Here is a 25,180-nt window from a genome sequence, read left to right as displayed (position 1 = left end):
CGCGGGGCATCACCTTTGATGCGATACGAACACAGATATCCACGCCATGCCGCCTATCCGGACGCTCCTCGCCGCCTCGATCGCCGTTTCCCTTTTCGCCGCCTGCGTACCGGCGCGCAAATACGAGGAGGCCAACGCGCGCAACAAGGCCATGCAGGCCGAAGTGGACGCTGCCAACGCCCGCGCCCGGGACGCCCAGGCCGCCTTCGATGAACTGAAGGCCGGCCACGATGTGCTGAAGAAGCGCGTGGGCGAATTGGAACGGGACACCACGGTGCTGGGCGGATCATTGCGGCAGATGACCACCCAATACGACAAGATCAATACGCTTAACAACGAGCTGCTGGACAAGTACAACAAGCTGCTTTCCGGCCAGGGCAGCGAGAACCGCAAGCTGCTCACCGATCTGGAGGCGCTTCGCCTGGACCTGATGAACAAGGAGGATTCGGTGATGGCTTTGGCCAAGCGCATGGGCGAGAAGGAGGCGCTGCTGAAGGACCGCGAGGCCAAATTGGCCGAATTGCAGGCCGACCTGGCCGCCAAGGACGCCGCCATGCGCGACCTGCGCCAGCGGGTGAGCCAGGCGCTCACCGGCTTCGAGGGGCGCGGCCTCACCGTGGAGCAGCGCAACGGCCGCATTTACGTGAGCATGGACAACAAGCTGCTCTTCCCCAGTGGCAGCGCGGCGGTGGACGCCAAAGGCCGCGAACTCATCGGCAAGCTGGCCAAGGCCATCGAGAATGAAAAGGACCTCAACATCATGGTGGAAGGCCATACCGATACGGACCGTGTGACCGCAGGCGCAGCCTTCAAGGACAATTGGGACCTGAGCGTGCTGCGGGCCACCAGCGTGGTGCGCATCCTGCAAGAAAGCAGCAGGATCGACCCCGTGCGCATCACGGCTTCGGGGCGCGGGGAGTACATCCCCGTGGACCCCGGGGACAAGGCGAAGAACCGCCGGATCGAGATCATCCTCGCGCCCGACCTGCGCGAACTCTACGAACTGGTGGGCGAGTAGATCGGGGCGTTCAGGAAAGCGATGGGCTTGGCACCGCCGCATCGAGCCAGCGGCGCGCCTCATCCTCCTCCATGAACAAGGCCGTGTCGTGCGGACGCGGGTGGTAGCGGAAGTAGATGTCCGCCAATCGCAGATCCAGCGAACTGCCCGCTACGAAAGCCAGGCGCCTGCTGCCCCCGCAACCACCATTCACCGCATGGTGGTCCATGGCCAGCACGGCGATCTCGAATTCCAGATCGGGGGGCATCACGGTGAGCACATCGGCTTCTGAGGTACCTGTCAAGGCGCGCTTGGCCCGCATCATCTCACCGATCCCCGCCGCATCCAACTTCACATCCGGCTTGAAACGCACCTCGATCAGCCGCTCGGAGACGCGCTCCACCGTGGCCGACCGCGTATCGATCAGTTGAGGATGTTCCATGCCGCGAAGGTCGGTGTTATGCGCGCATAACAATTCGAACGCCAGGTCCTGGAAGCGGTTCGTTACCAAGTCTTAACGATCGAGGAGGGATCGCCTCAGTGCTTGTGGCCGGGCTCCCAGATGAGCCGGGTGAACATGCTGAAACGCTCGTTGCTGCGGTCCACTGGTATGCCGGTGACGATGCCCACCAGGAAATTCTCGGCGATGCTCACACGCATCTGCGGCCGCAGCGTTCCCTCCAGGCCCACCTCGGTCAGCAGCTTGTTGAACTCCAGTCCGATGAAGTTGCGTGTGCCGGGGATCATGTAGTGCAGGTTGCTGTTGATCTCATAGTTGCTCGTGGTCCCACCTGTGGCGAAGGTGTGCTCGATGCGGGGGCCGGTGTAGATCAAGGTGTGCCAGTTGGTGCCCCAGCGTTTGGCGGCGATGAAGAAGGGGTTGTACAGGTTGCCTTTGATCAATGGATCGCCGAAGCGGTCAAAAGGCGACAGCTCGAACTCGTGGATGTAGCCCAATGCCAGCGAGATGGCCGCCTTCTCGCTCACCAGGAAGGTCCATTGGGTGGCCAGTTTCAGGCTTTCCATCCTGTTGGAGGGTTTGACGACCTCGGCGCCATTGCGGCGCTCGCCATAGAAAGTGAAGGGCGTCTCGATCTCCACCCCCAGACGATCGGCCACGGCCCACTCATACTCCACGAGCATCTCGTACACGTCGTAGCCCAGATTGTCGGTGATGCCGAAGCCGAAGTTCCACTCCTTTTCGCCCTTGCGCGCGCCCAGGTCGCGGATCAGATCGATGTATAGCGGTTCCGCGTGCAACACCTTGTAGGGCTCGCCGGGCACGGCCTCCACCTCCGCGATGTAGAGACTGTCGAGCTTTCGATCGCGATCGGCCTTGGTGCTGTCGGGCTCCTGGGCGGCCACCGCAATGGGCGCGGCGCAGGCGAGGAACGGGATCAGTCTTCGGGTCATCGGGGCTTCAAGCGAGTTGTCTCGGGGGTGCGAAGTTCGGCATCCTCCGAGGAAGCCTTTCCACGCGGGTTCCGCGCCCATGCTGGCCCGCAGGGGCCTTGGTCAGCGCACGGGATGCCAGATGCCCTCGGGTACGGGCCGGCCTGCCGTCATCTCCAGCAGTTCATGGACATGCTCATGCACGGGCTTGCCACTGGAGCGTGCCATCATGTCCAACGAACCGCGCGAAAGCTGGAAGAGCGACGTGAGGTCGATGCGCCAGGCATCTCCTTCCCGTTGGAAATGGAACACGGCCGGCGTGGGAAAACCCATCATCGTCAAAGGCGCTCTCGCACGTTCGCCCTCCACGGTCACGCTGCCCAGCTCCAGCCCTTCGAGGCCCTCGCCGCCCATGGCGCCACTTTCCACGGCTGCCGCCACGGCCTTCCATCCATCCATGTCGCGCAATTGCTCCGGCGTGGACTGCATGCGCATGCCCAGCACGGTGAGCTTGTCCATCATGTCCAGCCCGGCCACCTGCGCGCTGTCGGCTTCGCGGGCCAAGGTGAGCATCCCGTCGTAGTAGCTGACGGTGCGGCTGTCCACCAGCGACGACGCCCGGGTGCCATCCTGCCTGTGAAGGGCCTCGATGTATGCCGCGTAGGAGGCGCGTACTTCGGCCACATCATCCCTGGGACCGCTGTCGCCGCAGGAGGTCAAGAGTGCAGGGGCCAGGAGAACGAACAGCAGAGGTTCCGATCTCATGGGCGCGAAGATCGGCGTGGCGAACAAAAGCCCCCACCGTGCAACACGATGGGGGCTCTCACATTCCGCAGGCATCCGGCTCACACCACCCCCTGCTCCAGCATGGCATCGGCCACCTTCACGAAGCCGGCGATGTTGGCGCCCTTCACGTAGTTGACCTTGTTGCCCTCCGTGCCGTACTTCACACAGGCGGCGTGGATGTTCTTCATGATGGTGTGCAGGCGGGCGTCCACCTCGTCGCGATCCCAGCTCAGGCGCAGGCTGTTCTGGCTCATCTCCAGACCGCTGGTGGCCACGCCACCGGCATTGCTGGCCTTGCCCGGGGCGAAGGGAATGCCCGCCTTGAGGAACACTTCGATCGCCTCGGGGGTGCTGGGCATGTTGGCGCCCTCGGCCACGTACTTCACACCCTTCTTCACCAGGTCCCTGGCGTTCTTGCCATCCAATTCATTCTGCGTGGCGCAGGGCAGGGCCACATCGCACTTGGCCACCACGTCCCACACGCGCGCGCCCTTCTTGTAGGTGACGCCCTTGAACTTCTTGGCGTACTCCTCGATGCGGCCGCGCTTCACATTCTTCAACTCCATGAGGAAGGCGAGCTTCTCCGCATTGATGCCGGCCGGGTCGTGGATGGCGCCGTCGCTGTCGCTGGCGGACACCACTTTGGCGCCGAGCTGGGTGGCCTTTTGGATGGCGTACTGGGCCACGTTGCCGCTGCCGCTCACCGCCACCACCTTGCCCTTGATGGAGGTCTTGTTGCGCTTCATCATCTCCTCGGCGAAGTACACGCAGCCGTAGCCGGTGGCCTCCGGGCGGATGAGCGAGCCGCCCCAGCTGCGGCCCTTGCCGGTGAACACGCCGGTGAATTCATTGCGCAGGCGCTTGTCCTGGCCATACATGTAGCCCACCTCGCGGGCGCCCACGCCGATGTCACCGGCGGGCACGTCCGTGTCGGCGCCGATGTGGCGCTGCAGTTCGGTGGCGAAGCTCTGGCAGAAGCGCATCACTTCGTTGTCGCTCTTGCCTTTCGGGTCGAAGTCGCTGCCGCCCTTGCCGCCGCCCATGGGCAGGGTGGTGAGGCTGTTCTTGAAGGTCTGCTCGAAGCCCAGGAACTTCAGCACGCTGAGGTTCACCGTGGGGTGGAAACGGCAACCGCCCTTGTAGGGGCCGATGGCGCTGTTGAACTGCACGCGGTAGCCGCGGTTCACCTGGATGTTGCCCTTGTCGTCCACCCAGGGCACGCGGAAGAGGATCACCCGTTCGGGTTCCACCATGCGCTCCAGCAGCATTTTGCCCTGGTACTTGGTGTTCTCCTGGATGAAGGGAATGATCGCCTCGGCCACCTCGTGCACGGCCTGGAGGAATTCCGGCTCGTGGGGGTTGCGGGCTTTCACGTAACTCATGAACGCGTCCACCTGCTTTTGCACGTTCGACGCGGCTGTTTTGGCGGCTGCCATGTATGGGGGTTTGAAAATGTGGGCGCGAAGGTAGTTGGGGAGCTTGGAGGTTGGGGGCCCCGGTGCATGTCGGGGGAGATGGGAGGATGATGCGCTGACCAACACCCAGCCACCTCAACCCCAACGATCGCGGGCCGGACGCGCCGGAGCGACCTAGTTCAAGGCGTAAACCTTTCCCGGCAAGGCCCTGACCACGCCATTGAACTCCAGGTTGAGCAGTATGCCCGCGGCCTTGCCCTGCGGCATACGGCTCTGCACGCAGAGTTCGTCGATGTCCACCTTGCCCTTGGCGCGAATGATGTCCACCAGGGCCTGCTCCTCGGGCAGCAGGTCGGTGAAGAGCGCGGCTTGAACGGGCTTCCCTTTCCCTGGCTTCGGCACCCATTCCATCAGCCGCAACACGTCCTGCGGACCTGTGACGAGCATGGCCTGATTGCGCTGGATGAGGCGGTTGCAGCCTTCGCTGCGCGCGTCGTTGGGCCTGCCGGGGAAGGCGAAGACCTCGCGATCGTAGCTGTTGGCGATATCGGCCGTGATGAGGCTGCCACCCTTGGGCCCGCTTTCCACCACGATGGTGCAGTCGCTGAGGCCGGCGATCACGCGGTTGCGTGCGGGGAAGTTGCCCGGTGCGAAGGGCCCGCCACTGGGCAGTTCACTCACCAAGGCGCCCTGGTCCAGCATCTCTTTCGCGGTGGCTGCATGTTCTCCGGGGTACAATTTGTCCAGTCCGTGCGCCACACAGGCGATGGTGGGCAGCCCTTCGCGCACAGCTGTACGATGCGCGGCGATGTCGATGCCGTAGGCCAGCCCGCTCACGATGGAGGCGCCACTCGCCTTCAGGCCCTCCACCAATTCCACGCACAGGCGCCTGCCCTGCTCGGTGGGGGTGCGTGTGCCCACGATGCTCACCATGCGTTGCGCGTTCAGATCGGCGTTCCCCTTCACAAAGAGCAGCACCGGCGCGTCCTCGGCCTGTTTCAAGCGAGCGGGGAAGTCCGCATCGAGGTAGAAATGCATGCGCAGCTTGTGCTTGCGGACATAGGCGAGTTCCTTTTCCGCTGCTGGCAGAACATGCTTGTCCGTGATGCTGGCGATGAGCTTGGGGCCGATGCCCGGCACTTTCTCCAAGGTCCGCTTCAGCCTGCGGTCCGTGAATATGGCGTCCACACCTCCGCAATAGGCCACCAGGTTGCGGGCGTTCACCGGCCCGATGCCCTTGAGCATGGCCAGTGCGATGCGGTGTATCCAGGCCTGTTCGTCCACGTGAAGCGCGTGTTCCCCTTTCGCTACATTTACCCGCATCGCTTACGGCCACGGCGCCTACGCAAGGCCTCTCCCCACAAATGTAACCGCCGCATGAAGAGGCTTCCCGCCCTCGCCTGCCCCGCCCTCGCAGCGCTCACATCCGCTGCGCAACTGCCGGACGCCACCCTCAAAGGCCGCGTGACCGACGCCACCACCAAGGAAGCCCTGATCGGGGTGAACGTGGTGTATGCCCCCGGTAAGGGCACGGCCACCGACCTGGACGGATCTTACACCCTGATGCTGCCAGCCGGCCAACACCAGCTCACCTTCAGCTCTGTGGGCCACACCACATACCGCGAAACGGTGACCCTCGCGGCCGGGGAAACGCGCGTACTGGATGTGCGGCTCACCATGGCCGCCGCGCAACTGGACATGGTGGTGGTGAGCGCGGGCCGTTTCGAGCAGCGCGTGGGCGAGGTGACGCAATCGCTGAGCGTGCTGCGGCCCGAACTGATCCAGAACAAGAACGCCGTGAGCCTGGAACACGCGCTGGAGCAGGTGCCCGGCGTGGTGATCGTGGATGACGATCCACAGATCCGCGCGGGGAGCGGTTTCAGCTATGGTGCGGGCAGCCGCGTGCAGGTGCTGGTGGACGACATCCCGATCCTGAGCGGCGACATCGGGCGCCCCAACTGGACCTTTCTTCCGTTGGAGAACCTGGAGCAGGTGGAGGTGATCAAGGGCGCATCATCGGTGCTGTATGGCAGCGCGGCGCTGAGCGGGGTGATCAATGTGCGCACGGCCTATCCGCGCAGCAAGCCCGCCACACGCGCCACGGTATTCTCCGGCGTGTACGATGCGCCTGGCCACGCCCCCGCGAAGTGGTGGGGGGCGAACGCACCCATGATGAACGGCGCCAACTTCTTCCATTCGCGGCAGTTCGGTGCGTTGGATCTGGTGCTCGGTGGCAATGTGTTCGGCGACAATGGCCACATCGGTCCCGAGCCACTGGTACCCGACACGCTCGCGGCGGACCCCTACCGGCTGGGGCCTGGCGGCTACGACCAGCGCGTGCGGTTCAACACCGGACTGCGCTGGCGCAATCGCCGTGTGCAGGGTCTGAACTACGGCATCAACGCCAACGCCATGCGCAGCCGCTCCACCAGCATCTTCATCTGGAGCGATACCGACCGCGGCCTGTTCCGCCCCGAACCGGGCACCGTCACCCGTACCCTGGGGTCGCAGTTCTACGTGGACCCCTTCGTGAACTACTACACCGCCGCGGGCACCCGCCACAGCGTGCGCGGCCGTTTCCACCACCAGACCTTCGACAACGACAACGAGCAGAGCAACAGCAACAACACCACGCATGGCGAGTACCAGGTGCAGCAGAAGATGGAACTCTTCGGCGAGACGATGATCACCGCGGGACTGATGGGCCGCAGCACGCTCTCCACGGCGGAGCTATACCGCGGCAACGAGGCCGGCGAGGGTCGCAACACTTCCAGCAACGTGGCGGCCTACCTGCAGGTTGACAAGAAGATCATCGAGCGCATCTCCCTGTCCGCGGGCCTGCGCTACGAGCAGTTCCGCGTGAACGACGACGAAGCTTCCCAGCCGGTGTTCCGGGCAGGCGCCACCTGGCAGGTGCTGGAGGCCACCTTCCTGCGCGCCAGCTACGGCCAGGGATTCCGCTTCCCCACCATCGGCGAGCGCTTCATCCGTACCAATGTGGGCCTATTGAACATCTTTCCCAATGCCGACCTGCGCGCCGAACAGAGCTGGAACATCGAGGGCGGCATCAAACAGGGCTTCAAGCTGGGCGGCTTCATGGGCTACCTGGACGCCGTGGTGTTCCAGCAGGAGTTCCAGGACTACGTGGAATTCACCTTCGGTCAGTGGTCGGTGCCCAGCGCCCAGATCATCAATGGGCAATTGGTGATCGACCCCGGTCTCGGTTTCAAGAGCGTGAACACCGGAGGTGCCCGCGTTTCCGGTTTCGAACTGGAGATGGCCGGCAAAGGGCAGGTGGGCAAGGTGGACATCACCACGCTGATGGGCTACACCTGGACCCTGCCAGTGAGCACCACGCCCGAGCAGGTCTATGGGTCGCCCGCATTCAGTGGAGACCCCTACACCTTCCTCAGCACCAGCTTCGACCCCACCGACAACATCCTGAAGTTCCGCGTGCGGAACCTGTTCCGCGCCGATGTGCAGGCCGACTACAAGCGTCTGATGGCCGGGGTGAGTGTGCGTTACAACAGCCATGTGCGAAACATCGACAAGATCTTCGTGGAGTTGGACGAGACCCCCGTGGACGCCTTCAGCCTGCGCACCGGCGTGGGCCAATGGATGCGCGACCACCGCACCGGCGACACGATCGTGGACGCGCGCGTGGGCATCTCCCTTTCCGACCATAGCCGGCTGGCGCTGATCGTGAACAACCTCACCAACGAGGTGTACTCCCTGCGTCCACTGGCGATCGAAGCACCGCGGCACATGCAGGTGCAACTCACCGTGAGCCTATGATCACCGGCCCATGACGGCGAAGCGTATCCTGGGCGTGATCCCCGCACGCTGGGCCAGCACCAGGCTGCCGGGAAAGCCATTGGCCGACATCGGTGGCAAAAGCATGCTCTGGCGCGTGGTGGAGCAGGCGCGCCAGGCAAGATCGCTCGCGCATGTGGTGGTGGCCACCGATGATGAACGCGTGGCCGACCATGTGCGGGATCTCGGCGGCGAAGCGTTGATGACCGGTGCCCACCACGCCAGTGGCACCGACCGCTGCCATGAAGCCCTGCGCCTTGCGGGCACGGACCGCTATGACGCCGTGGTGAACATCCAGGGTGATGAGCCTTTCATAGCACCCGGGCAGATCGACCTGGTGTGCGCCACACTGCGCGACGCGTCGGGCGGCATCGCCACGCTGGCCCAGGTGGTGGCCGACGACCGCGACCTGGACGACCCCGGCGAAGTGCTGATCACCACGGATGTGGACATGGATGCGCTCTACTTCAGCCGTGCCGCGATCCCCTTCCTGCGCGATCCGGCGCCTGGTCCGCGGCATGCGCGCTTCCGCTTTCTGAAACATGTGGGCCTCTATGCCTTCCGGACCGAAACACTCGGCCGCATCGTATCGCTGCCACCCTCCCCGCTTGAACTGGCCGAGGGGCTGGAGCAATTGCGCTGGCTGGAGCACGGGCTTCGTGTGCGCGTGGGCATCACCACGCACGACTCCTTCTGTGTGGACACGCCCGCCGACCTGGAGGAGGCACGGCGGCGGGCCAGCGCATCGTAATTTGGCCGCACCCTTCCACCATGTCCATCGTCCGCGAACTGAACGACCTGTTGCACGACCACGACTGTGTGATCGTGCCGCGCTGGGGTGGGTTCATCACCCACTACCGCCCGGCCAGGCTGGACGAAACACGGCGGCTGGTGCACCCCCCTGGCAAGGAACTGGGCTTCAACCGCCACCTCACGCGAAATGATGGCCTTCTGGCCGACCGTGTGGCACGGCGCGAAGGGATCGGCCATGATGCCGCACTGGACCGCATCGCCACGGAAGTGGGCGATTGGCAATCACGCCTGGGCCAGGATGGAAGATTGGAACTGCCACACATCGGCCTGTTCTACCACGATGCCGAACGCAACCTGCAATTCGAGCCGGACAAGCGGGCGAACCACTTGAAGGACGCCTACGGTTTGCGGACCGTGGCGGCCATTCCGGTGAAACGCGTGGCCCCTGCGCCCGTGCTGCGCACCCTCACCGAGCCGGCAACCGCGACCACGCCTGTACAGGCGCGGTCGCGGCCATGGTTGGCCGCAGCGGGGTTGGCCTTGTTGTTGGGCACCGCGTCCATCTTCCTGTGGCGCGCACAAATGCAGGAAGGCACGCAATGGAGCGGTCTGGACCTGTTCGGCCCCGGACCCGAGCGGCAGTATCAACCACCCGCCGCCACCAATTCCAAGCCCGTGGTCACGGCCGGGATCTTCTCGGTGCCCGATGGACCGTTGGGGGTGCGCACCCTGCCCCTGACCGTGAACGACAGTGTAATGGTGACCGTGGACCTGGGCCGCCCCGCAGCACCTGTGCTAGAGCCTGACAGTACGGCCGTGCGCACACCGAATATCACCGTTGCGACACCAGCCGCGCGCGAGCGCTTCCATGTGGTGGGCGGTTGTTTCGCCGTGGAAGAGAACGCCGAGCGCTTCCTCGCCGAACTTCAGGCCCAAGGCTGGCCCGCACGCCGGCTGACTCGTTCCGGCGAATTGCATCCGGTGGCCTACGGCAGTTTCGCGCGTCGCGATGAGGCCCTGGACCTGCTGGCCCGCGTCCGGGGAGAAGCTTCGGCCAGCGCCTGGCTCATGGTACGCTGAAGCGGGAACCACGCGCCCTGCACGCTTGTTACCTTCGTACCCCTTGCATTGATGGTGGCGAACAGGACGGTGGAACTGGAGGCTTGCACAGTAGCCTTTCTGGAGGATGACGTGGTACACACCCACTTCAAGCCGGGGCGCATCGTGCAGCCCGCCGATGTGCAGGCCATGTTCGAGACCCTCGGCCGGGTGCGTGAAGGACGCAAGGCCCTGCTGATGGTGACGGTGGCCGAGGGCACCACCATGAGCAATGAGGCGCGCGCCTTCGCCTCGGCCCCCGATTCGAACAGCTACATCGCCGCCGACGCCATCGTGGTACGCGATTTCGGACATCAACTGGCCGCCAACGTCTTCGTGCGCCACCACAAGCCCGGCCGTCCCATACAGATGTTCCCCGACAAGGCCACGGCGCTGGATTGGCTGCGCCGCCAGCACCACCTTGTCGATCCCGCCTGAACACCCATGACACACCGCTCCCTGGCCTGCTCTCTGGTCCTGCTCCTGTCCGCGCCATCACTCTTCGCCCAAGTGGTGGAAACACCACCCGCACGCATCCTGCGGGTGAGCAAGGCCGAAGTGACCGCGCTGGCCATATCACCCAAGGGCGACCGCCTGCTGGTGGGCCTGAACAAAGGCGCCGAACTCTACGACCTGGAGAGCGGCAAACGCGTGCATGCCTTCCCTTACTCGGAGGATGGAAGCACCGTGGTCTACCATGTGGGCTTCAATGACAATGGTGAGTATGTGGTGCTGATCGGCCACAGCGGAAAACGCACCGTGTGGGACGCGGGCAAAGGAGCACAGGAAAAGGTGATCACCCCGCACCGCTGGATCCCCGATCCGCGGGCGGTGAAGGCCATGGGGCTGGACATGAAGAACTCCACCTTCGACCGCTTCTACCAGCAGATGGAACTGGACCTCGGTGGCCACGTGGCGCGCGCCGGCAAGCATGGCATCGTGGAATTCATCGATGCGGAGGGCGGGGTGACGCAGAAGTTGGAGTACCCGGAGAACAAGGACCAGCACCACCGCGCACCCTTGCTGGCGTGGGACGGCCACCTGCTGGTGGGCACCGACGATGGGCGCGTGCTCTTCTACCGGCTGCCTTGATCACCGAGGGCCTTCAATGCTTGGCTGACGTGTCCTTCGGCCTCGAACAAGTTGCGGTAGGCCGCGCGGATGATCCCTTCCCGATCGATCACGTACGTGACACGGCCGGGCAGCAGACCGAAGAAGCGGTCCACGCGGTAGGCCCTGCGTGCCTTACCATGCGCATCGCTGAGCAGGCTGAAGGGCAGTGACCATCGTTCGGCGAAGGCCTGCTGCGCCTCCATCCCATCCCTGCTGATGCCGACCACCACAAAGTCACGTGCGTCCAGATCGGGCAATGCATCCCTGAACGCGCAGGCTTCCAGGGTGCATACCCGTGTATCCGCCATCGGATAGAAGAACAGTACCACGTTCTTCGCACCGTGGAAACCGGAGAGGTCCACCAAGCGGCCATGCTGATCGGGCAGGCGCAGATCAGGTGCTCGCGTCCCGACCTCCAGCATCCTTGTCCGGTTCGATCTCCCTGCTGCGCGAAGAGATGGCGAAGGCGATCACGCCACCGATGGTGATCAGGCCCAGTACGCCCCACCACCAACCCACCCGATCGCGCAAAAGCACAAGGATGAGCAGTGCGAAAAGAAAGAGCGTGGGCCCTTGCGCCCAGATGCGCAGCTGGATCGCCGACCAACGCAGCTCGCCGCGCACCAATCTGCCATGCAGGCGATGCGCCCACAGGTGGTACCCGATCAACAGGGCCACCAGGCCGAGTTTGGTGTGCATGAAGGGCTCCTTCAGCAGGGCAGGGCGTTCCCACAGCATCCACAGCCCGAAGAGCGTGAGCAGCACCAGCGCCGGCCAGGCCAGGTAGTACAGGCTGTATCGCTCCATCGCCGAGAAGCGACCGGCGAGCGTGGTGCGTTCGGGTTCCCAGGCACGCAGGGCCTCGCGGTGCGCGATGTACAGGCGCACCAGATGGAAGAGCGCCGCGAAGTAGCTCACCATGAAGAACAGGTGGAGCGCTTTCAAAAGCGGCAGAGCGATGGTGGTGTCCATGCGACTATCGTTCAAATGTAACCCGACGGACTCGGCTACTTTTGCGCGCCATCCATCATGCGACCCATGGAAACACGCCCCGTGAGCGACAGCTACGCGCAGACCACGCACGTGGTGCTGCCCAACGACACCAATACGCTGGGCAACCTGTTCGGGGGTCGGCTGTTGCAATGGCTGGACATCAGCTGCGCCATCAGCGCCCACAGGCACTGCAAGCGCGTAGTGGTGACCGTGGCGGTGAACCATGTGGGCTTCGACCGGCCGATCAAACTGGGCGACTTCGTCACCATCCACAGCCACGTGAGCCGGGCCTTCGGCAGCAGCATGGAAGTGTGGAGCGACGTGTTCGTGGAGGACCAGGTGACGGGCGAGAAGATCATGTGCAACAGCGCCATCTACACCTTCGTGGCGGTGGACCACGCGGGCCGCCCGATGAAGGTGCCCCAGGCACTGCCCACCAACGAGGAGGAGCGGAAGCGCTACGATGGCGCCCTGCGCCGCCGCCAGCTGCGTTTGATCCTCAGCGGCAAGATGAAGCCCGAGGAAGCCACCGAGCTGCGGGCGCTTTTCCAGTGAGCGGCCCATTGCGGGGGCTGTCGCGATAGGTCAGCCGATCGTCGCTTTCGCGCAATGACCGGGCCCTGCGGCCGGGTGAGTTTTGCATCGTGAAAGCAGGACCTCCCGCCATGACGATCGAACTTGATCCGCATCAAGGGGCCCACCCCGTGGCGCCGGGGACCTTTGCGGCCGCCATGGAACAAGGACCATCGACCCGGCGCCCCATGACCCCCGCGGAATACAACGCCTGCGTGGAAGAGCACAGCGACGCGCTGTTCCGCTACGCCTTGCGCCACACCCGCTGCCGCGACCAGGCGCATGATGTGGTGCAGGAATGCTTCCTCCGGTTGTGGATGAAACTGGACAAGGTGGAAAGCGGCAAGGGCAGAAGCTACCTCTTCACCATGGCGCACAACCTGATGGTCAGCCAGGCGCGGCGCTCCGGGCGCGTGCTGCGCATGGAGCCCTGGCATGAGCAGGTGCGCAGTTGCCGGCAGGGCGAACCCGACCTGAAGTCCCTGCTGGAACGTGGCCTGGCACGCCTGCCCCAGGCCCAACGCAGCGTGCTGGTCCTGCGTGACCAGGAGGGCCACAGTTATGAGGAGATCGCGGAGATCACCGGCTTGAGCATGGACCAGGTGAAGGTGTACATCTTCCGGGGAAGGAAGGCCATGCAGCGCTATCTCGGATCGCCAGCGATGGTCGCTTGATGCGGGCCGCAGGTCATACTGCAGGCACTTTCTGTTCCTGCCGTGTACCGCGAAGCATGCCGATCTCCGGAAGCTGATGGTCCAGCGCTCGCCCGTTGGGCGATGGCGCGGGGGCCTTCGCCTGGATGAAACGGTTGATGCCTAGTTCGTAGAGGTCGTAGCAGACCACAACGAGCAGCATGCCGCTCACCACGTAGAAGGTCTTGAAGCCGATGTGTACGCAGGCAAATCCCGCCACCATCGCGCCCAGCAGGTAGGAGCCGGCGATCGAGGCCATCAACTTCAGCCTGCCCACCATGTCCTTGTTGCGCCTGTGCTCCCGGCGCAACATCATGGACACCAGGATGCCCAGGTCGGTGGTGGCACCGGTGAGGTGGGTGGTCTTCACGGTGAAATTGGAGATGCTCGCGGTAAGACCATTCTGCAGCCCCATGGCGAAGAGCATGAGGGTGAGGAGGACCTCGGTCTCGGTGAGCGTTTCGCGGTAGTGGAACTGGCCGTAGAGGCCCACCGCCATCAGGCACAGGATCTCCAGGGCCAGCGGGGAGGCGTGCGCCACGTAGCGGCTCCAGCGGTTGAGGTTGATCACCAACGCGTTGGAGGTGAAGCTGCCCAGAAAGAAGGCGAAGATCCAGGCGGTGACCACGGCCAGCTGGTAGTAGTTGCCCTTGGCCATCTCCGCCGCGATGATGGCGTAGTGTCCGGTGACGTTGGAGGTGAAAGCGAAGAAGAGGAGCAGGGACGCCACATTGACCATGCCCGCCACGAAGGCCGTGAGGGTGCCGAGCCTGATGTTCTCCGTGAGGGTCCTGCTGCTGCCGTACTTCCTGAGCATACGATCGGGTTGTGTATTGGTCAACGCTTGAAGACCAGGCTCGCGATGCCGCGTGCCTGGATATCGGTCTCGAATTGCAGCCGCATGGTCTCTCCGTCCAGGCGGTCCAGCACATAATGCTCCTGGGACCCATCGGCATGCACGATGCGCAACAGGTGGCCGCGGCCCATGAGGCGCCAGTGGGCCTCCTCCACGTGGTCGCCCACCCGCAGCCGCAGGCGATGGCCGGGCAGGAACTCCCAAGTCTCCGCCTTGTGCACCACCAGGTGCCGCCCCACGGCCCGTTTCACGCCTTCCAGGAAGGTGTCGGGCTCCTCACCGCGGGGCTGGTCCACCAGCTCATAGGCCCACTCGATCTGCTCCCATTTGCCTAAAATGGTGCGGTCCGGAGCCGTGGTGGCGCCGATGAGCGCCACACAAGTGGCCACCAGCAGGCAGAAAACGCCGAGATATTTGAGCAGATCCTTCATGGATGCGGGAGGATGGTATGGCAATGGTGGACGGACGACCTACTGCAGCGCCATCTGCTCCTGGAAGACCTCGGCCACCATGCCGCGATCGGTCACCCTGGCCGTTTCCTGCCATTTCACCTCGTTCACCACCAGGCCGCTGCGGCGAATGAATGGCACCAGGTCGAAACTGCGCTTTGAGGTCAATGACAGCACGTGGTCCTGCGGCAGATGGATCTCGCGCACACCGTTGCCCTCCAGATAGTTGTTGAAGGCGCTCTGCGTGGACCCGGTGAAGACATCCTTGTGAATGCCCGTGATTCGGGATTCGAATTTGTTGCGGATCACGGCGCACGCGTCATCGAAGCCGGTGTTGCTCAGTTCGCGTACCCAGCTGGCGCGTGAGGAGAAAAGCAGATCGGTGATCGAGTCCGCCGGGCGGTACCCGTGCACCAGCAGGATGCGGCAGGTCTGTTCGCCGCGCATGTCCTGGAGCACCGAGCGTACGATGTTGAGCGATCCGACGGTGAAATCGGTGGGAAAGAGAATGGTCTTGTGCATGGCCTGTCCCGTGTTTTGGTTCGACGGTGCAAACCACGGACGGCGAAATGGCGATCGGCTAAGACCTGGCTTGGATCCAAATTAGGATCCAAGCCCGTGGATGAGAGCGGGATTAGGATCCGCGATGCGGCGTCATCCGCCGGCGGTCATTCCACAGGGGAGTGCCTTGGCGCCGCACGCCCGGCCACCAGGTCGAAGGGTCCCACCGGCAGGGTGATCTGCACCGTGGTGCCCACCTTCACTTTGGATGATACGATGATCTCCCCGCCATGCATGCGTACGATGTTGCGTGTGAGGGGCAGTCCGATGCCATAGCCCTCGTATCCCTTGGTATTGGCCCCGCGGAAGAAGGGGTCGTAGATGTGGGCCAGGTCGTTCTCGGCGATGCCGATGCCGCGGTCGCGCACCACCACGATGACACGCTCATCGGAGGTGCCCAGGGACACCGTCACCGGCTGCCCGTTGGAATACTTGCATCCATTGAGGATGACGTTGGAGAAGGCCAGGTGGAGCAACTGCTCGTTCCCCAGCACTTTCAGCCGCGTGGGATTCTCCGGCAGCAGGCTCATGTCCAGATGCACCAAGTGCCGCTGGTCCATGCGTTCCACGGTGCTCTTCACATCGTACAGCAATTGGTCGATGCGCACCTTGCCGAACTGCGAGCGTCCGCTCTTGAAGCCCGTCTGCGCCAGGAACAGCAGGGCCTTGGTCTTCTTGTCCAGGTGGCCGGCCTCTTCGAGGATCACTTGCATGGTCTCCACGTACTCTTCCGCACTGCGGGGCTTGGAGAGCGCCACGTCGGCCTCGCCGATGATGGCCGTAAGCGGTGTGCGCAGTTCATGCGAGGCGTTGCTGATGAAGTTGTTCTGGGTCTCGAAGGCCGTTTCGATGCGGTCGAGCATGTAGTTGAAGGTGGATGCCAGCTCCCGCAATTCACGGCTTCCCTGTTCCTCCCCGATGCGTTGATGCAGATTCTCGGTACCGATCTGTCGCACCTGCTCGGCGATGCGATGCAGGGGTTTGAACATGGTGCTGGAGAAATGGAACGCCAGGAGGAGCGCCAAAACGAATGCGACCCCGGCGGCGCCCAGCAGATTCTTGCGCAAGTGCCGCACGTGGTGCTCCTCGTAGTAGTTCTCCGCCGAGGCCACCACCAGATGCGCGCCTTTCGGCCCCTTGTGCAGCAGACCTTTGAAATGCCTTCCCCCCTGCACATGGTCGGCCTGGCCGTACCGCATAAGCCGCGTGAAGAACTCCGGCGGGGCGCCTGTTGTCGCGGCCATCGTCCGCGCGCCCCCCTCCATGTCCATGGGCAGGATGTGGTCCTGCTCATCGGACAAGCGATCGATGAGCTCACCCACGAGCGGCCCGGGCGCATCGCCTTCCTGTTCCTCCAGGCCATGCACCACCAGCGACCGCACGCGCAACTCCAACAGCCGGTCGAAGTCCCTGTCCGTGTAGCTGGACACCGAGAGATAGACGAAGCCCGCGAAGAGGAGGATCACGGTCATGAACGAGCCGAGAAGGATGAGCAGCGTGCGGGTGTGGATGTTCATTCGGCTCATACGGTCCGTTCCGGATCGCGGAGCGCGTAGCCCATGCCGATGACGGTATGGATGAGCTTCTCCCCGTGACCGTTGTCCATCTTCTTGCGCAGGTAGTTCACGTAGACGTCCACGACGTTGGTGCCCATGTTGAAGTCAATGCCCCAGACGTCCTCCAGGATATCCATGCGTGACATCACCTTGTTCTTGTTCCGCAAAAGGAAATGCAGCAGGCGGAACTCGGTGGCCGTGAGGGAGATCTCGTCCCCTCCACGCCGCACGATCTTGGCGTCGTCGTCCAGTTCCAGGTCCCCGGCGCGAAGCACATGCTGATCCCCCGTCTGTGCGGCCGGCTCCGCCGAGCGTTCCGCGCGACGCAGCAGCGTGCGGATGCGTGCCACCAGCTCAATGAACTTGAAAGGCTTCACCAGATAATCATCGGCCCCACTGTCCAGGCCCACAGCCACATTCTCGGCGGTGCCCAACGCGGTGAGGAAGAGTATGGGGGTAACTCCATCGTGCTGCCGGATGAGCTTGCACACCTCCAGGCCGTTCATGTCCGGGAGCATGATGTCCAGGATCACCAGGTCGAAGCGGCCATTGCGGACCATGCGCAGCCCGGTATCGCCATCCATGGCCACACTCACCTCATAGCCCTCCTCGCCGAGGCCCTTTCGGATGAAGGACACCACGTGCGATTCATCCTCCACGAGCAGGATCTTCTTCATCTCCATGTGTCGTGGACAAGTATAGGAAGCTCAACAGCGGTGTCAGGGTCCGGCCAGCTGCCGCGCCTTGTCGGCGATCGCCCTCAGATCCTGCATTTCCATGCAACGGAAATGGCCCTGAGGGCAGCGGTCGAAACCGATCTTGCTGCACGGCCGGCAACCAAGCCCGGATACTTCGGACTTGTGCGCTCGTTCGGGGTGGAGCGGCTGATAGGGCCCCATGCCGAAGGCGGGCACCGTGCTGCCGAACACCGCCACCACGGGGCGGCCCAACGCGCAGGCCATGTGCATGGCACCGCTGTCGTGGGCGATCACCGCGCGCGCACCGCGGATGAGCGAGGCACTGCCCAGGATATCATAGCGGCCCGTGGCGTCGAACACGCGTCCGCCCACGGCATCGGCGATCGCGCGGGCCACGGATCTGTCCTCGTTCCCGCCGACGAGCATGATCGGGCCTTCGACCTGTTGCGCCAGTTGGATGAGCCGGTGCTGCGGCAGGCGCTTGGTGGCATGCGCGGCCCCGATGGCGAGCACCGTGTATCCGTGGCGATGCGTCGCCGGAAGTTCTTCCAGCGGTGCCGCGCGATCCGCGGGGATGTGCAGCTCAAGGCCACGGCCATCGTTGCGCACCCCCAGGTGCTCCACGGTCTTCATGTAACGGTCCACGATGTGGATGCGCGGCAACCGATCAACGCGCAGGTTCACCAGCAGCCACTTTTCGATGTTCAGCTTGGCGATACTGTGCGCCGGAATGCCCAACGCGCGCTTCACCCGGGCCGTACGCAGATTGTGGTGCAGATCGATCACGCCCGAGAAGCGCTCGGCCTTGAGCCGCTTGATGAGGTCGCCGAGATCGCTGTCCAGTCCATGCACGCGATCCACATGCGGGTTGAAGCGCACCAGATCGGCGAAGGCGCTTTTGACGGCGAAGTGGATCTCCACCCCGGGGAGTTGCTGCTTCAGGCAGCGCAGCACCGGACTCGTGAGCACGATGTCGCCGATGGACGAGAAGCGGATGACGAGCAGCTTGTGTGGTGCCGACATGATGGAGCGCGAAAGTACCGAAGGGGGCAGGGTGCGGGCACGGAAGGGTTGAAGGGTGCGAGCGTGCGCGTACGTGCCACCCGCGCAGGCTTGCACCCTCGTACCCTCTCACAGCATCCTCAACAACCCCCTCATATCCACCTTCTCGCCCACGATCCGCTCCACCTCGCTGATGGGTACACGTTCCTGCTGCATGCTGTCGCGTTCGCGAATGGTAACGGCGTTGTCCACCAAGGTCTCGTGGTCCACCGTGATGCAGTACGGCGTGCCAATGGCGTCCTGGCGGCGGTAGCGCTTGCCGATGCTGTCCTTCTCGTCGTATTGGCAGTTGTGGTCCAGCTTCAGGCGGTCCATGATCTCGCGGGCCTTCTCTGGTAGACCGTCCTTCTTGATCAACGGCAATACGGCCACCTTCACCGGTGCCAGCGCGGCGGGGATGCGCAGCACTTCGCGCGATTCACCGGTGGGTAGTTGCTCCACATCGTAGGCCGCGCTCAGGATGGCCAGGAACATGCGATCGAGGCCGATGCTGGTCTCCACCACATAGGGCACGTAACTCTCGTTGGCCTCGGGATCGAAGTACTGCAGCTTCTTGCCGCTGAACTTCTCGTGGCTGCCCAGGTCGAAGTCGGTGCGGCTGTGGATGCCCTCCAGCTCCTTGAAGCCCATGGGGAATTGGAACTCGATGTCGCAGGCGGCATTGGCGTAGTGCGCCAGCTTGATGTGGTCGTGGAACCGGTAGTTCTCCACCGGCAGGCCCAGGGCGCGGTGCCACTTCATGCGGTACTCCTTCCAGTGGGCGTACCACTCCATCTCGGTGCCGGGCTTCACGAAGAACTGCATCTCCATCTGCTCGAACTCGCGCATGCGGAACACGAACTGCCGCGCCACGATCTCGTTGCGGAAGGCCTTGCCGGTCTGCGCTATGCCGAAGGGGATCTTCATCCGCGCGCTCTTCTGCACATTGAGGAAGTTCACGAAGATGCCCTGTGCCGTTTCGGGCCGCAGGTAGATGGTGCTGCTCTCGCCGCTCACGCTGCCCAGCTCGGTGGCGAACATCAGGTTGAACTGCCGCACCTCGGTCCAGTTGGCGGTGCCGCTCACCGGGCATTTGATCTCCTCTTCGATGATCAGCTGGCGCACGGCCTCCAGGTCGTTGTTGTTGAGGGCCTCCTTCATGCGCCCTTCCACCGCATCGATGCGCTCCTGGCTGCGCTTCACGTTGGGGTTGGTGGCGCGGAACTGCACCTCGTCGAAGGCCTCGCCGAACTTCTTCGCCGCCTTCTCGATCTCCTTGGCGATCTTCTGCTCGTACTTGCCGATGTGCTCCTCCAGCAGCACGTCCGCCCGGTAGCGCTTCTTGCTGTCCTTGTTGTCGATCAGCGGGTCGTTGAAGGCGTCCACGTGGCCGCTGGCCTTCCACACGGTGGGGTGCATGAAGATGGCCGCGTCGATGCCCACGATGTTCTCGTTGAGCTTCACCATGGCCTCCCACCAGTAGCGGCGGATATTGTTCTTCAGCTCGGCGCCGTAGGGGCCGTAGTCGTACGTGGCACTGAGGCCATCGTAGATCTCGCTGCTGGGGAACACGAAGCCATACTCCTTGGCATGGCCGATGAGGGTCTTGAGGCGGTCTTCCTGTTGGCTCATGGTGTCATTTCGCGGTCGCCCTGGAAACCTTCGGCGGCCTGCCTGCCGGTAGGCAGGCGCGGGCACAAAGATGCGGGGATGGCGCACAACCCGGAGAACCCAACGAACGGATGGGCCTATCCGCACACGATAGGACTGGCATGGCGTGGCCTCTCCCCGCCAAGCCCGACCTTTGACCCACCCCATGCTCCTCGCCCTGCCCACCATCGAGTTGAAGTTCCCGCTGGAGAACCCGGTGCTGATCTTCTCGCTGGTGCTCTTCATCATCCTTTTCGGGCCGCTGGTGCTCAACCGCCTGCGCATCCCGCCGATCATCGGGCTGATCATCGCCGGGGCGGTCATCGGGCCCAACGGCCTCAACCTCATGCTGCGCGACGCCAGCATCGTGCTCTTCGGCACGGTGGGCCTGCTCTACATCATGTTCCTGGCCGGGCTGGAGATCGACATGCAGGAGTTCAAGAAGAACAAGTACCGCAGCATCGTCTTCGGCCTGTTCACCTTCCTCATTCCCATGGGCATCGGCGCGGCGGTAAGTTTCTATGTCCTTGGTTACCCGATGAACTCCTCCATCCTGCTGGCCAGCATGTTCGCCTCGCATACGCTGATCGCCTACCCCATCGCCAGCCGTTTCGGGGTGATCAAGAACCGCGCGGTGAACATCACCGTGGGCGGCACCATCATCACCGACACGCTGGCCCTGTTGGTGCTGGCCGTGGTGGTGGGCATGGTGCAGGGCGATGTGGGCCAGGCCTTCTGGACGCGCTTGGGCGTGTCACTTGCCATTTTCACCTTCATCGTCATGTGGGTCTTCCCCTGGCTGGCCCGCTGGTTCTTCAAGAAGGAGGGCGACAGCATCTCGCAGTACATCTTCGTGCTGGCCACCGTGTTCCTGGCAGCGTTCCTTGCCGAGCTGGCCGGCGTGGAGGCCATCATCGGGGCCTTCGCGGCGGGGCTGGCGCTCAACCGGCTGATACCGCACACCTCGCCGCTGATGAACCGCATCGAGTTCGTCGGCAATGCGCTATTCATTCCCTTCTTCCTCATCGGCGTAGGCATGCTCGTGGACTATCGCATCTTCTTCAAGGGCTGGGAAACGCTGAAGGTGGCCGCCACCATGACCGTGGTGGCCACGGCCTGCAAGTTCATCGCCGCATGGCTGGCCAAGCTCAGCTTCCGGTTCTCCCGGGACGAGTTCATGATGATGTTCGGCCTGAGCAACGCGCAGGCGGCCGCCACCCTGGCCGCGGTGACCGTGGGCTACAAGATCATCCTGGGGGTGGACGCCAACGGCAACGAGGTGCGCCTGCTCAGCGAAGCCGTCCTCAATGGCACCATCGTGATGATCCTGGTCACCTGCACCATCAGCTCCTTCACCGTGGCGCGGGCGGCCAGCCGGTTGGCGGTGCTGGAGGAGGACGAGCAACTGGGCCCCGATGACGAGGCCACGGGCCGCATCCTGGTGAGCCTGGCCGGCATCGAGACCGCCGAGCCGCTGGTGGAACTGGCCGTGCTGATGAAACAGCCCAAGGCCCGCGAACGGCTTTATGCCCTGCACGTGGTGGACGAACAGAGCGATGGCAACGGCAAGCGCGCCGACGGCCGAAAGCTGCTGGAGCAGGCCGTGAAGCAGGCGGCCGCCACGGACAACACCCTGGAGGCGCTCGTGCGGCACGACATCAACACGGCCAGCGGACTCACCTTCACCATCAAGGAATACCAGGCCACCGATGTGGTGCTCGGCCTCACGCGCGAGGGTCTCGACAGCGACCCGAGCTTCGGCGCGCTCACTGATGCGGTGCTGGCCAGATCGCCGAAGGCCGTTTTCATCTACCGCCCCCTGCAGCCCCTGGGCACCGTCAAGCGCATCATCGTGGCCGTGCCGCCCAAGGCCGAGTTCGAGGCCGGCTTCGTGCGCTGGTTCGACCGGGTGAAGGCCCTGGTGAAGCAAACGGGCGCCACCATCCGCTTCCATGGCACGCCCTCCACGCTGGAGCGGTTGCGCATTCTCTGTGAGCGCGGTGCCGATCCATTGGTGGCCGGGTATGAGGTGCTCGATGATTGGGAGGACCTGCTGATCATCGGCCGTGGTCTGGGCCGCGACGACCTGCTGGTGGTGGTGGCCGCCCGGAAAGGCTCGATCAGCTACGACCCCAAGATGGACAAGCTGCCTCGCCAACTCGGCAGGTATTTCACGGAGAACGGCTTCCTGGTGATCATGCCCGAACAGCTTGGCGATGACTACCTGGACAAGAAGGACCTGAACCCCGCCATGACCGACATGCTGGAGGAAGGCGTGAAGACCCTGGACAGCGCCGGGCGTTTCGTGAAGAAGGTGCTGAAAGGTGGCAAGTAGGCCGAACGGTCCATGATCGAACACCGCGGCACCCTCATCAGCGAGGACCTCTTCGAGGAGCGCTTCGTGTGCGACCTCAACGCGTGCAAGGGCGCCTGCTGCGTGGAGGGCGAGAGCGGCGCACCGCTGGAGGAGGAGGAGGCCGCGCTGATCGCCGAACTCTGGCCGAAGATCAAGCCGTACATCCCCGAAAGCGGCCGGCGCGCCGTGGCCGAATTCGGCACCAGCGTGATCGACAGCGATGGCGACCGCGTGACACCGCTGGTAGACGGCCACAAGGAATGCGCCTTCACCGTATTCGAAAAGGGCGTCGCGCTGTGCGGCATCGAAAAGGCATGGAAGGACGGCGCCATCCCCTTCCGCAAACCCATCAGCTGCCACCTCTACCCCATCCGCATCGCGAAGCTGAAGTTCCACGACGGGCTCAACTACCACCGCTGGCACCTGTGCGAGCCGGCCTGCGCGTGCGGCGCCAAGCTGGGCGTGCCGGTGTTCCGCTTTTTGAAGGAGGCACTGGTGCGCAAGTACGGGCAGGTGTGGTATGCGGAATTGGAGGAGGTGTTCGCGGCGTGGAAGCAGACACGCGGTGAGGTGTGACCGGAGGGGAACCCACGCGGAGTCGCGAAGCATGCGGAGTCGAACTCCAGGCTCCCTTCTTCTTCGCGTCCTCCGCGCCTCCGCGTGTGATGATCCACCCAAGACCGCATGCACAGGGCCCCTGCGCCACACCATCGCGCTCGAGCCTGCGGCTGGTCCGCACCGCGTGGCATACCTCCTTCACAACGCGCCTATCGATGCGCGTTCCGATCTTGCCCGCCTGCACCGAAGCCCTGTTGCCGCGCGGTTTCCGCAGTGTTGATCGATCGTGAATAGAAAGCACTTGCACGGATCACGCATGGATCCCGCCCGCGCCGATCGCGCCGAACCGGGCCGTGTTGAAAACTCCGGACAGATGATCGGCGCAAGCGCTTGCCCGCACATGGATCGCTTTCCACATTTGTAACCCGACGACGACGCTCTCCCGGACCACCCTTCGACACGCTCAGGGCAAGTCCGGGATCGACGCCGGCGGGAACCCAACAAGTCCTATCGTGAAAAACACGGGGCCAACCCCGTAGGAGATCCTTTGTCCCCAAGAGCGCATAGACCATGAACCAACAAAAGCCCGAGACCCAGACCAGCCTGGAGGATATCCTCCCCGCCGATCCCGCCGCCGCCAACGAACCGCTGCTCAAGGAGAACAAGGACCGTTTCGTCATCTTCCCCATCCAACACAACGACATCTGGCAGTTCTACAAGAAGCATGAGGCCGCCTTCTGGACCGCCGAGGAGATCGACCTGCATGCCGACCTGGTTGACTGGAACGACAAGCTCAACGACGACGAGCGCTTCTTCATCAAACACGTGCTGGCCTTTTTCGCCGCCAGCGACGGCATCGTCAACGAGAACCTCGCCGAGAACTTCCTCCATGAGGTGCAGTACCCCGAGGCACGTTTCTTCTACGGGTTCCAGATCATGATGGAGAACATCCACAGCGAGACCTACAGCCTGCTGATCGACACCCTGATCAAGGACCCCATCGAGAAGGACCGCCTGCTGCACGCCATCGACACCGTGCCCTGCGTGAGCCGCAAGGCCGAATGGGCCCTGCGCTGGATCAGCAAGGGCAGCTTCGCCGAGCGCCTCATCGCCTTCGCCGCCGTGGAGGGCATCTTCTTCAGCGGCAGCTTCTGCTCCATCTTCTGGCTGAAGAAGCGCGGTCTGATGCCCGGCCTCTCCTTCAGCAACGAACTCATCAGCCGTGATGAGGGCCTGCATTGCGACTTCGCCTGCCTGCTCTACACCAAGCACCTGCTGAACAAGCTCCCCAAGAAGACCGTGGAGACCATCATCCGTGACGCGGTGGAGATCGAGAAGGAGTTCGTCACCGACGCACTGCCCGTGAACCTGATCGGCATGAACGCCAAGCTCATGCAGCAATACATCGAGTTCGTGGCCGATCGCCTGCTGGTGGAACTGGGCAACGAGAAGGTCTACAACGCCATGAACCCCTTCGACTTCATGGAGATGATCTCCCTGCAGGGCAAGACCAACTTCTTCGAGAAGCGCGTGGGCGAGTACCAGAAGGCCGGCGTGCTCAACAAGGGCGGGAAGGACGAGGCCAAGTTCACCCTGGACGCTGATTTCTAGTTGACGACCGACGGTCGTTCCAGGCCCCATGCACGATCTCTGGTGGCATAGGGCCAGAGCCACCGGCGGACAGCGGTCTTCCACAATTCACAACGACCGGTTCAAGATCCACCGATCGCCCGCCGGGAAAAAGGACCGAAGAGGAGCCACCTTGTAAGCCCTGCACTGACAGGAAAAGCGACACACCGCGGAGCGGGAGCCGAGCGGTCAACAACCATC

The 25,180-nt window shown here is 63.6% G+C and carries 25 protein-coding genes; 11 read left to right on the top strand and 14 right to left on the bottom strand.

The features are described from left to right. Nucleotides 1-46: 46 nt before the first annotated feature. Nucleotides 47-1,018 carry an OmpA family protein gene (locus tag KIT10_11850; GenBank protein MCW5899951.1) on the top strand — a complete coding sequence of 324 codons (972 nt, stop codon included), beginning with the start codon at nt 47-49 and terminating at the stop codon, nt 1,016-1,018. Between the two features lie 10 nt (nt 1,019-1,028). Here KIT10_11850 and KIT10_11845 read toward each other — a convergent pair whose 3' ends face one another. The 5 genes from KIT10_11845 to dprA all read right to left on the bottom strand — a co-directional run bounded on the left by KIT10_11845 (nt 1,029) and on the right by dprA (nt 5,874). Beyond that, a complete protein-coding gene (locus KIT10_11845) occupies nt 1,029-1,439 on the bottom strand; it encodes a hypothetical protein (GenBank protein ID MCW5899950.1) in 411 nt (136 codons plus the stop codon). Nucleotides 1,440-1,534: 95 nt separating this feature from the next. Then, complete coding sequence (locus KIT10_11840) at nt 1,535-2,362, bottom strand: phosphoribosylformylglycinamidine synthase (GenBank protein MCW5899949.1); 828 nt, start codon at nt 2,360-2,362, stop codon at nt 1,535-1,537. Between the two features lie 150 nt (nt 2,363-2,512). Then, a complete protein-coding gene (locus KIT10_11835) occupies nt 2,513-3,154 on the bottom strand; it encodes a hypothetical protein (GenBank protein ID MCW5899948.1) in 642 nt (213 codons plus the stop codon). Nucleotides 3,155-3,234: 80 nt separating this feature from the next. Beyond that, on the bottom strand, nt 3,235-4,581 hold the full coding sequence (gene gdhA, locus KIT10_11830; protein MCW5899947.1) for an NADP-specific glutamate dehydrogenase: 1,347 nt from the start codon (nt 4,579-4,581) through the stop codon (nt 3,235-3,237). 183 nt (nt 4,582-4,764) lie between these two features. Next, complete coding sequence (gene dprA, locus KIT10_11825) at nt 4,765-5,874, bottom strand: DNA-processing protein DprA (protein MCW5899946.1); 1,110 nt, start codon at nt 5,872-5,874, stop codon at nt 4,765-4,767. Nucleotides 5,875-5,967: 93 nt separating this feature from the next. On the opposite strand from dprA, the gene KIT10_11820 reads away from it, so the two are divergent. Genes KIT10_11820 through KIT10_11800 form a run of 5 tightly spaced genes read left to right on the top strand, consistent with a single transcriptional unit; the run spans nt 5,968 to nt 11,346 of the window. Further along, on the top strand, nt 5,968-8,385 hold the full coding sequence (locus KIT10_11820) for a TonB-dependent receptor (GenBank protein MCW5899945.1): 2,418 nt from the start codon (nt 5,968-5,970) through the stop codon (nt 8,383-8,385). Nucleotides 8,386-8,395: 10 nt separating this feature from the next. After that, nucleotides 8,396-9,154 (top strand): 3-deoxy-manno-octulosonate cytidylyltransferase, encoded by a 759-nt coding sequence (kdsB, locus tag KIT10_11815; GenBank protein ID MCW5899944.1) that lies wholly within the window; start codon nt 8,396-8,398, stop codon nt 9,152-9,154. A gap of 20 nt (nt 9,155-9,174) precedes the next feature. Continuing rightward, complete coding sequence (locus KIT10_11810) at nt 9,175-10,236, top strand: SPOR domain-containing protein (protein ID MCW5899943.1); 1,062 nt, start codon at nt 9,175-9,177, stop codon at nt 10,234-10,236. A 51-nt stretch (nt 10,237-10,287) separates the two neighbouring features. Continuing rightward, the gene (locus KIT10_11805) at nt 10,288-10,692 is read left to right on the top strand and encodes a hypothetical protein (GenBank protein MCW5899942.1); all 405 of its coding nucleotides are present in this window, start codon (nt 10,288-10,290) and stop codon (nt 10,690-10,692) included. A gap of 6 nt (nt 10,693-10,698) precedes the next feature. Then, nucleotides 10,699-11,346 (top strand): hypothetical protein, encoded by a 648-nt coding sequence (locus KIT10_11800; protein MCW5899941.1) that lies wholly within the window; start codon nt 10,699-10,701, stop codon nt 11,344-11,346. Here KIT10_11800 and KIT10_11795 read toward each other — a convergent pair. Together KIT10_11795 and KIT10_11790 are read right to left on the bottom strand one after the other, a co-directional pair. Next, on the bottom strand, nt 11,331-11,789 hold the full coding sequence (locus KIT10_11795; GenBank protein ID MCW5899940.1) for a peroxiredoxin: 459 nt from the start codon (nt 11,787-11,789) through the stop codon (nt 11,331-11,333). The two genes, KIT10_11800 and KIT10_11795, sit on opposite strands and share 16 nt — an antisense overlap. Further along, nucleotides 11,761-12,339: a CopD family protein gene (locus tag KIT10_11790; protein ID MCW5899939.1), complete on the bottom strand. Its 579-nt coding sequence runs from the start codon at nt 12,337-12,339 to the stop codon at nt 11,761-11,763. The genes KIT10_11795 and KIT10_11790 overlap by 29 nt, the downstream gene beginning before the upstream one ends. Before the next feature lie 66 nt (nt 12,340-12,405). On the opposite strand from KIT10_11790, the gene KIT10_11785 reads away from it, so the two are divergent. Further along, nucleotides 12,406-12,915 (top strand): acyl-CoA thioesterase, encoded by a 510-nt coding sequence (locus KIT10_11785; protein MCW5899938.1) that lies wholly within the window; start codon nt 12,406-12,408, stop codon nt 12,913-12,915. 206 nt (nt 12,916-13,121) lie between these two features. Continuing rightward, entirely contained in the window at nt 13,122-13,607 is a 486-nt protein-coding gene (locus KIT10_11780) for an RNA polymerase sigma factor (GenBank protein MCW5899937.1), read from the top strand. A gap of 13 nt (nt 13,608-13,620) precedes the next feature. Here the strand turns inward: KIT10_11780 and KIT10_11775 are convergent, their stop codons facing one another. From KIT10_11775 to KIT10_11745, 7 genes are all read right to left on the bottom strand, one after another. Continuing rightward, complete coding sequence (locus KIT10_11775) at nt 13,621-14,442, bottom strand: DUF1275 domain-containing protein (protein MCW5899936.1); 822 nt, start codon at nt 14,440-14,442, stop codon at nt 13,621-13,623. A 20-nt stretch (nt 14,443-14,462) separates the two neighbouring features. Next, on the bottom strand, nt 14,463-14,912 hold the full coding sequence (locus tag KIT10_11770) for a hypothetical protein (protein MCW5899935.1): 450 nt from the start codon (nt 14,910-14,912) through the stop codon (nt 14,463-14,465). Between the two features lie 39 nt (nt 14,913-14,951). Beyond that, complete coding sequence (locus KIT10_11765; protein ID MCW5899934.1) at nt 14,952-15,452, bottom strand: hypothetical protein; 501 nt, start codon at nt 15,450-15,452, stop codon at nt 14,952-14,954. Between the two features lie 146 nt (nt 15,453-15,598). Further along, nucleotides 15,599-17,008 carry a HAMP domain-containing protein gene (locus tag KIT10_11760; GenBank protein MCW5899933.1) on the bottom strand — a complete coding sequence of 470 codons (1,410 nt, stop codon included), beginning with the start codon at nt 17,006-17,008 and terminating at the stop codon, nt 15,599-15,601. 5 nt (nt 17,009-17,013) lie between these two features. Continuing rightward, complete coding sequence (locus tag KIT10_11755; GenBank protein MCW5899932.1) at nt 17,014-17,724, bottom strand: response regulator transcription factor; 711 nt, start codon at nt 17,722-17,724, stop codon at nt 17,014-17,016. A 42-nt stretch (nt 17,725-17,766) separates the two neighbouring features. Next, nucleotides 17,767-18,768, bottom strand: a complete 1,002-nt coding sequence (locus tag KIT10_11750; protein MCW5899931.1) for a glycosyltransferase family 9 protein — start codon at nt 18,766-18,768, stop codon at nt 17,767-17,769. 108 nt (nt 18,769-18,876) lie between these two features. Beyond that, nucleotides 18,877-20,418: a glycine--tRNA ligase gene (locus KIT10_11745; GenBank protein ID MCW5899930.1), complete on the bottom strand. Its 1,542-nt coding sequence runs from the start codon at nt 20,416-20,418 to the stop codon at nt 18,877-18,879. A 184-nt stretch (nt 20,419-20,602) separates the two neighbouring features. Between KIT10_11745 and KIT10_11740 the strand changes: the two genes are divergently transcribed. From KIT10_11740 to KIT10_11730, 3 genes are all read left to right on the top strand, one after another. After that, nucleotides 20,603-22,771 (top strand): cation:proton antiporter, encoded by a 2,169-nt coding sequence (locus KIT10_11740; GenBank protein ID MCW5899929.1) that lies wholly within the window; start codon nt 20,603-20,605, stop codon nt 22,769-22,771. A gap of 12 nt (nt 22,772-22,783) precedes the next feature. Beyond that, the gene (locus KIT10_11735; GenBank protein ID MCW5899928.1) at nt 22,784-23,368 is read left to right on the top strand and encodes a DUF3109 family protein; all 585 of its coding nucleotides are present in this window, start codon (nt 22,784-22,786) and stop codon (nt 23,366-23,368) included. A 552-nt stretch (nt 23,369-23,920) separates the two neighbouring features. Continuing rightward, on the top strand, nt 23,921-24,961 hold the full coding sequence (locus tag KIT10_11730) for a ribonucleotide-diphosphate reductase subunit beta (protein ID MCW5899927.1): 1,041 nt from the start codon (nt 23,921-23,923) through the stop codon (nt 24,959-24,961). The last annotated feature ends 219 nt before the right edge of the window (nt 24,962-25,180 follow it).

The organism is Flavobacteriales bacterium (genome assembly GCA_026129465.1).
In the GTDB taxonomy this organism is placed as follows: domain Bacteria; phylum Bacteroidota; class Bacteroidia; order Flavobacteriales_F; family PHOS-HE28; genus PHOS-HE28.
Note: the sequence above shows the minus strand (reverse complement) of the source record. Positions and strands in the feature narration are given on the sequence as shown.

Coding starts and splice junctions, on each gene's coding strand:
- KIT10_11810 (MCW5899943.1), top strand. CDS start 9,175: ATGTCCATCGTCCGCGAACTGAACGACCTGTTGCACGACCACGACTGT.
- kdsB (MCW5899944.1), top strand. CDS start 8,396: ATGACGGCGAAGCGTATCCTGGGCGTGATCCCCGCACGCTGGGCCAGC.
- KIT10_11820 (MCW5899945.1), top strand. CDS start 5,968: ATGAAGAGGCTTCCCGCCCTCGCCTGCCCCGCCCTCGCAGCGCTCACA.
- KIT10_11795 (MCW5899940.1), bottom strand. CDS start 11,789: ATGCTGGAGGTCGGGACGCGAGCACCTGATCTGCGCCTGCCCGATCAG.
- KIT10_11730 (MCW5899927.1), top strand. CDS start 23,921: ATGAACCAACAAAAGCCCGAGACCCAGACCAGCCTGGAGGATATCCTC.
- KIT10_11745 (MCW5899930.1), bottom strand. CDS start 20,418: ATGAGCCAACAGGAAGACCGCCTCAAGACCCTCATCGGCCATGCCAAG.
- KIT10_11835 (MCW5899948.1), bottom strand. CDS start 3,154: ATGAGATCGGAACCTCTGCTGTTCGTTCTCCTGGCCCCTGCACTCTTG.
- KIT10_11735 (MCW5899928.1), top strand. CDS start 22,784: ATGATCGAACACCGCGGCACCCTCATCAGCGAGGACCTCTTCGAGGAG.
- KIT10_11740 (MCW5899929.1), top strand. CDS start 20,603: ATGCTCCTCGCCCTGCCCACCATCGAGTTGAAGTTCCCGCTGGAGAAC.
- KIT10_11775 (MCW5899936.1), bottom strand. CDS start 14,442: ATGCTCAGGAAGTACGGCAGCAGCAGGACCCTCACGGAGAACATCAGG.
- KIT10_11765 (MCW5899934.1), bottom strand. CDS start 15,452: ATGCACAAGACCATTCTCTTTCCCACCGATTTCACCGTCGGATCGCTC.
- KIT10_11750 (MCW5899931.1), bottom strand. CDS start 18,768: ATGTCGGCACCACACAAGCTGCTCGTCATCCGCTTCTCGTCCATCGGC.
- KIT10_11780 (MCW5899937.1), top strand. CDS start 13,122: ATGACCCCCGCGGAATACAACGCCTGCGTGGAAGAGCACAGCGACGCG.
- KIT10_11770 (MCW5899935.1), bottom strand. CDS start 14,912: ATGAAGGATCTGCTCAAATATCTCGGCGTTTTCTGCCTGCTGGTGGCC.
- KIT10_11850 (MCW5899951.1), top strand. CDS start 47: ATGCCGCCTATCCGGACGCTCCTCGCCGCCTCGATCGCCGTTTCCCTT.
- KIT10_11845 (MCW5899950.1), bottom strand. CDS start 1,439: ATGGAACATCCTCAACTGATCGATACGCGGTCGGCCACGGTGGAGCGC.
- KIT10_11800 (MCW5899941.1), top strand. CDS start 10,699: ATGACACACCGCTCCCTGGCCTGCTCTCTGGTCCTGCTCCTGTCCGCG.
- KIT10_11790 (MCW5899939.1), bottom strand. CDS start 12,339: ATGGACACCACCATCGCTCTGCCGCTTTTGAAAGCGCTCCACCTGTTC.
- KIT10_11785 (MCW5899938.1), top strand. CDS start 12,406: ATGGAAACACGCCCCGTGAGCGACAGCTACGCGCAGACCACGCACGTG.
- KIT10_11805 (MCW5899942.1), top strand. CDS start 10,288: ATGGTGGCGAACAGGACGGTGGAACTGGAGGCTTGCACAGTAGCCTTT.
- KIT10_11755 (MCW5899932.1), bottom strand. CDS start 17,724: ATGAAGAAGATCCTGCTCGTGGAGGATGAATCGCACGTGGTGTCCTTC.
- KIT10_11760 (MCW5899933.1), bottom strand. CDS start 17,008: ATGAACATCCACACCCGCACGCTGCTCATCCTTCTCGGCTCGTTCATG.